Raw genomic sequence first — 6,073 nt, 5'->3', positions numbered from 1 at the left:
GGGGGAGGGGGATGCGCGGGTCGCGCGGCGGCTGTCGGAAGTGGTCGGTGGTCATCACGGTCGTTTCCACCGTCTGGAGGGGCGCGTGCCGCCGGCGTTCCTGGGTGACGCGGCGTGGGCTGGGCAGCGGGTGGCGCATGCTGCCGCGGTGAACGAGGCGCTGGGCGGGGTGGGGGCGCCGGAGGTGTTCAAGGCCCCGGCCGCGGTGCTGGTGACGGGGGTGGTGATCCTCGCGGACTGGCTGGTCAGCCAGGAGGACTACCTGCGTGGCCGGCAGCGTGCGCTGGAGCCGGTGCTGGCAGCGCACTTCGCCCGTTCGCAGCAGGACGCTCCCCGGTTGCTGCGGGAGGCCGGGCTGGCCCGGGTGCCGTTGCGGCGTAAGGACTTCGCGCAGGCGTACGGCATCGCCGGTGAGCCCAATCCGCTGCAGCGCTCGGTGATCGAGGAGCTGCGGGCCGCGGTGGGACAGGGGCGCAGGGGCGGGATCCTCTTGGTGACGGCGGCGCCGGGGGACGGCAAGAGCGAGACGGCGCTGGAGGCCGAGCGTGTGCTGTCGGAGGTGTTCGGGACGCAGGGGTATGCGTTCTTGCTGCCGACGATGGCCACGAGCGATCAGATGCACCAGCGGGTCGCCCGGACCCTGGCGCGTCAGTCCGGTGAGGACGCGGGGCTGACGCTGGTGCACAGCATGGCCTGGTTGAACAGCGCCTACGCCGAGTCGGACCTGGACAGTCAGGCGGTGCTGACGTGTGAGGGGGATGAGCTGCCGCGGGGCGGCGGCCGGGTGGAGGCGGATATGCGGCCGCAGCGGTGGCTGCGGGGCTCCAAGCGGCCGCTGCTCGCGCAGTTCGCGGTGGGCACGATCGACCAGGCGCTGATGGCGGTGCTGCCGGTGCGGCACAACGCCCTGCGGCTGCTGGCGTTGTCGGGCAAGACGTTCATCGTGGACGAGGCCCACGCCTACGACCCCTATATGCAGGTGCTGCTGGGCCGGCTGCTGAACTGGCTCGGGGCCTACGGGGTGCCGGTGGTGCTGTTGTCGGCGACGCTGCCGGCGTCGGTCAGCGACCGGCTGATCAAGGAGTATCTGCAGGGCACGGGCCTGAAGATGAAGGACCTGCGGCCAAGGACGTTTCCGGCTCCGTATCCGGGGTGGCTCTATGTCGACGGGGAGAGCGGCCGGGCTACCGCCATCTCCGAGGCGCGTCGGGGTGAGCAGTCCCGGGCACGCAGTATGAGGCTCGATGTCGTCATCGAGCCGGTCGTTCACGGCAAGGCCGACGGCGCGCGGTCTCGGATGGCGGTGATCGAGCGGCTGCTGCAGCCGCTCAGCGGCGGCGCCGGGCAAGGGACGGTGCTGGTGGTGTGCAACACCGTCGGCGACGCGCAGGAGACCTACCTGCGGCTGCGCGAGAAGTTCGATCGCCGCGGCCACCGCCAGGAAGGCGAGGTGCAGTTGCTGCATGCCCGCTTTCCCGCCGATGTCCGGGAGGCTCGCACGCGTGCGGTGACCGACGGCCTGGGCCGTGGCGGGCCGCGTCCGCTGCGCCGGATCGTCGTCGCCACGCAGGTCGTCGAACAGTCACTCGACCTGGATGCCGACCTCGTCATCAGCGACCTGGCGCCCTTGTCGCTGCTGCTGCAGCGGGCCGGGCGCTGCTGGCGGCACGAGAACCACTGGGCCCAGCACGGCTACCCCGGCGGCCGTAGCCGCCCGGGCTGGGCGGATGCGCCGCGTCTGGTCGTCTTGGACCCGATCGCGGCCGGCGGGCAGGCCCCCCAGCACTGGGGGGAGGTCTACTCCGAACACCTGCTCACCACCACCTCCCGCACCCTCCACGGCATCGAGGGCGGCGCCATCGCCATCCCCGAGGACGTCCAGGGCCTGGTCGAGGCCGTGCACGGCGACAGTGAGGACTTCCAGTGGGACGATCCCGGCGGCCGTGCGCAGCAGGCGTGGACAGCCCACCTGGGCAAGGAGATGGCGGAGCGCAGCATGGCCAGCATGCGAGCCATCTTCCGTACCCGCAGTATCGCGACACTGGACGATCTGCACCGCTTGGAGGGCGAGGCAGATGAGTGGGAGTTGTCCACCAGGCTCGGCGCCGACTCCGTGCGGCTGCTGTGCGCCTACGTCCAGCAGGACGGCCGCGTGACTCTGGACGCGGAAGGCCACCGGCCGCTTCCTGAAGCCGCGGCGGACGACGGCACCGTGCCGGTGGCGGCGGTGCGGGAGGTCATGCGCCGCACCATCCCGGTCCGCGCCGACTGGTTCAGGGACGCCGATCAGCAGGAACTGGCGCCGCCGGCCTCGTGGGCGCAGCACCCGATGCTCGGTGAACTACGCGTGCTGCGCCAGCCCGTGCCGGCAGGAGCCGCGCAGGCGGTGCAGGTCGGAAAGTTCACGCTGCGCCTGGACGAGGACCTCGGACTGGTCCGTACCTGACGGCACTCCCCGTCGGACTGAGGGGCAGCGAATTTCCGCAGGTGGGAGCGGAGTGTCAGTGGGCGCTGCTTGAATGCCGGTACGACGTCGGAGCAGGTAGCCGGGGAGCTTCGCCCTGCCCGCACATCACGGTGAACGAGGGGGAGGGACGACCATGAGCGAAGCATTCGACCTTCGGGCCGAGCCGTGGATTCCGGTGCGGCTGTTAACCGGGGAGTCGACGCGCGTGGGGTTGCGGGAGTTGTTCGAGCGGGCGCACGAGATCGGGGATGTGGAGGTTCCACTGCCGCCGGCCGCTGCCGGGCTGATGCGGGTCCTGGCGCCGATCGCGGCGCGCATCGCCGCCGACGACAGTGAGCGGCTCGATGATCCGGATCTCGCGGAGGACATCCAGGACTGGCTGGGCTTACGGGAGCGGGTGTTGAAGGCCGGCCGTTTCGACCCCGCCGCGGTGGACGCCTATTTCGGCCGTCCGGACCTGGAGGGCCGCTTCGACTTGTTCCACCCTCAGCGGCCGTTCCTGCAGGATCCGCGGCTGCTGGCCGAGTGCGTGGACGCGAAGGGGGCGCCGAACCCCTCGGGGATCAACAAGCTGGTGATGGGCCGCCCCACGGGGATCAACGGGGCGGTGCTGTTCGGGCATTTCACCGACACGGCGCCGGTGCCGGTGCCGGCCGCGGAGGCCGCCTGGCATCTGATCGCGCAGTTGTACTACGGGCCGTCGGGGCAGTGCACGCCCCGCCGGATCACCACCGAGCGCACCGGCAGCGGTGACGCGGCCCCGCTGCGCAAGTCCGTCTCCTACTTCGCCTGGGGCCCGGAGCTGTTCACCACGCTCGTCCTGGCCGTGCCGGTCCCGCAGGACGTAGGGGACTGGGACGGGGTCGACGACGCCTGCCCGTGGGAGGAGGAAGACCTCCCCGACCCGCTGGGGCCGTTGGCGCCGTTGACGTGGCCGGGCCGGATGCTGACCGGACGCTTCCGCCACGCCGCGCTGCTCGTGCCCTCCCCGGACGGCCGGTCGGTCACCGACGCCTACCTCACCTGGTCCACGCACCAGCCGCCGCACCAGGCCCGGGACCCCTACCAGGTGCTCGAGCGGCGCTTCGACGGCCAGTTCCAGCCGCGGGAAGCCGACGGATCCCGTGCCCTGTGGCGGGACCTCGACGCGCTGCTGCTCAAGGACAGCCAACATGACCATCTGCGTCCGCCGGCCCTGGAGCACCTTCCCCGGCCGCTGCGGTGGCCGGTGCGCGCCTACGGCTTCGACCAGGACGGCCAGCAGAAGGACAGCGTCTGGTTCAAGGCGACGACCCCGCCCGTGCTGCAGTGGCAGGAGGAGAGCGACGCGCACATGGCGCACCACATCCACCACTGCCACACCACCGCGGAGGACGTCGGCAAACGGCTCGACTACGCCGCGCGCGTCGCCTGGAAGATCGCCACGGACACGACCGTCGATCTCTCCCCCAAAGCCAAGATCACTTTGGACCGGCGCAGACCCGGTCCGTGGGCGTCCGCCGCCTCGAGCCGGTACTGGCCGGCCGCCGAGACGACGTTCTGGCAGCTCACACGGCCCGGTACCGACAGCGACCGCGCGGGCAGGGCCTTCGTCGACGTGGCCCTCACCGCCCTCGACGAGGCCATCGGACCGAGCAACCGGGCCGACATCCGGGTTGCCCGTGCCCGGCACAAGGCCCGCAACCTCATCCTCGCGCTGCTGCGCCCCGCTCCCGCCGCCGACTGAGGAGCCGGCCGGATCCGCACGAGCCCGTCAACGAGCCGACCCGCCAGCCGGCTCCCGCACGGACAGGCTCGCGCCCGGCCAGGCCCCCCGGTTGGCCCCGGTCGCGGGCCCGCCAGCGACTAGACCCTCCCGGCCGGGCCTGCAAGGGGCTCGGCGCCGACTCACCTCCACCCCGTTGCTAGGGATGTCCCATGACCGATTCGACGGCGGCCCCGCTGCCGCCGACCGCCGCGACCGCCCGCGCGGACAGGTTCATCGCCCACATGCACCGCCTGTGCCACGACTCCACGCAAGCCCGGGCCGTCCTGCGCAAGGGCCTGGGCCTGCCGGTGGAGCGCTGCACCCACCTGCACCGCTACCTGGTGCCGTGGCTGCGCGACAACGGCGACCCGCACCACAGCGACGTGCGCCGCGCCTACTACGCCGTCGCCTCGCTGCTCGCCGCGCGCCCCCGCTCGACCCGCGACAGCGCACCCGAGCCGAGCGCGTCGCTGCCCTGGTACGCGCGTCCCAACCTCGGCGCCAGTCTCGGCCAGGCCGTCGCCCAGGGCGTGATGAAGGACAACACCGCCGCCGGCGCCCTGCACCTGATGGCCCGGCAGAGCAGCGACGCCATCCACCCCGCCCTGCCCGCCCTCGTCCGCCAGCTCGCCAACGCCGGCATCACCGTGGACTGGGCCGTCCTCCTGAGCGACCTCGCCCGGTGGAACCGCGACCGCGACCGCATCGCCACCCGCTGGCTGGAGAGCTACTTCCGCACCTCCACCCACACCACCGACCCCTCCGACACCGAACCTTCCCCCAACGATCCCGCAGTCAACGACCTCGCCGAGGAGAACGACCTGTGACTCTCTACCTGGACCTCAGCGTCCTGCAGTCGGTGCCCGCCGCCAATCTGAACCGCGACGACCTCGGCTCCCCCAAGCAGGTCCGCTACGGCAACGCCCCGCGCATCAGGGTCTCCAGCCAGTCCTGGAAGCGGGCCATCCGCCTGGGCGTCGAGCAGGACCTCGGGGAGAAGGCCGCCCGCAGCCGCCTGGTCCCGGCCAAGGTCCAGCAGGCCCTGGAGAGGGCCGGCTGGCCGGCCGAGCTGGCCGCGTTCGCCGGCGCGCAGGTCGCCGCCAGCGCCGGGAAGAAGGGCATCGGCACCGAGGACGCCGGCCACACCTCGGTCCTGCTGTTCCTGCCCGAGGCCGCCATCGACGAGCTCGCCACCGTGTGCACCGAGCACCGCCAGGCCTTGGAAGGCGCCGCAGGCAAGAAGAAGCCCGGGCAGGTGCTGCCGCCGCCCACCATCGAGGCGATCCTCAAGCGCCGCACCGCCTCCATCAGCCTGCTGGGCCGCATGCTCGCCGAACTGCCCGACGCCAACGTCGACGGCGCCGCCCAAGTCGCCCACGCCTTCACCACCCACGCCGCCGAACCGCAGCGCGACTACTTCACGGCCGTCGACGACTGGCTGGGCGAAGCGGAGACCGGCAGCGGCCACCTGGACACCGCCGAGTTCAGCGCCGGCGTCTTCTACCGCTACGCCACCGTCAACGTCGCCGACCTCACCAAGAACCTGGAAGGCGACCTCAAGGCGGCCCGGACCGTACTGGCCTCCTTCGCCGAACACTTCCTGCTCTCCCTGCCGCAGGCCAAGAAGAACAGCACCGCCCCCCACACCGTCCCCGACCTCGCCTACCTCGCCGTGCGCGAACACCGACCGCTCTCCCTGGCCGCCGCCTTCGAAACCCCCGTCACCGCCGACCAGAAAGGCGGCTTCTCCCAACCCTCTCGCCACGCCCTCAACGCCTACGCCCACAACCTCAACCGCCTCACCGGCGACCGCAACCGCCGCTTCCACGGCCACACCGTCATCGACCCGCAGGAGAAGC

The 6,073-nt window shown here is 72.0% G+C and carries 4 protein-coding genes; all 4 read left to right on the top strand.

The window, feature by feature from the left end:
- A partial coding sequence (gene cas3 / locus C6N75_RS19685) for a CRISPR-associated helicase Cas3' (RefSeq protein WP_105870230.1) occupies positions 1-2,446 on the top strand: 2,446 nt, incomplete at its 5' end.
- A gap of 154 nt (positions 2,447-2,600) precedes the next feature.
- Positions 2,601-4,193: a type I-E CRISPR-associated protein Cse1/CasA gene (gene casA / locus C6N75_RS19680; protein WP_105870228.1), complete on the top strand. Its 1,593-nt coding sequence runs from the start codon at positions 2,601-2,603 to the stop codon at positions 4,191-4,193.
- Positions 4,194-4,384: 191 nt separating this feature from the next.
- Positions 4,385-5,041, top strand: a complete 657-nt coding sequence (gene casB / locus C6N75_RS19675) for a type I-E CRISPR-associated protein Cse2/CasB (protein WP_258177505.1) — start codon at positions 4,385-4,387, stop codon at positions 5,039-5,041.
- A partial coding sequence (cas7e, locus tag C6N75_RS19670) for a type I-E CRISPR-associated protein Cas7/Cse4/CasC (RefSeq protein WP_105870227.1) occupies positions 5,038-6,073 on the top strand: 1,036 nt, incomplete at its 3' end. The genes casB and cas7e, both read left to right, overlap by 4 nt.

The sequence above is a fragment of the Streptomyces solincola genome, assembly GCF_002982015.1.
GTDB classification, from domain to species: Bacteria; Actinomycetota; Actinomycetes; order Streptomycetales; family Streptomycetaceae; genus Streptomyces; species Streptomyces solincola.
Note: the sequence above shows the minus strand (reverse complement) of the source record. Positions and strands in the feature narration are given on the sequence as shown.

Bases quoted from the DNA above. Each gene is read 5' to 3' on its own strand.
- casA (WP_105870228.1), top strand. From the start codon at position 2,601: ATGAGCGAAGCATTCGACCTTCGGGCCGAGCCGTGGATTCCGGTGCGG.
- casB (WP_258177505.1), top strand. From the start codon at position 4,385: ATGACCGATTCGACGGCGGCCCCGCTGCCGCCGACCGCCGCGACCGCC.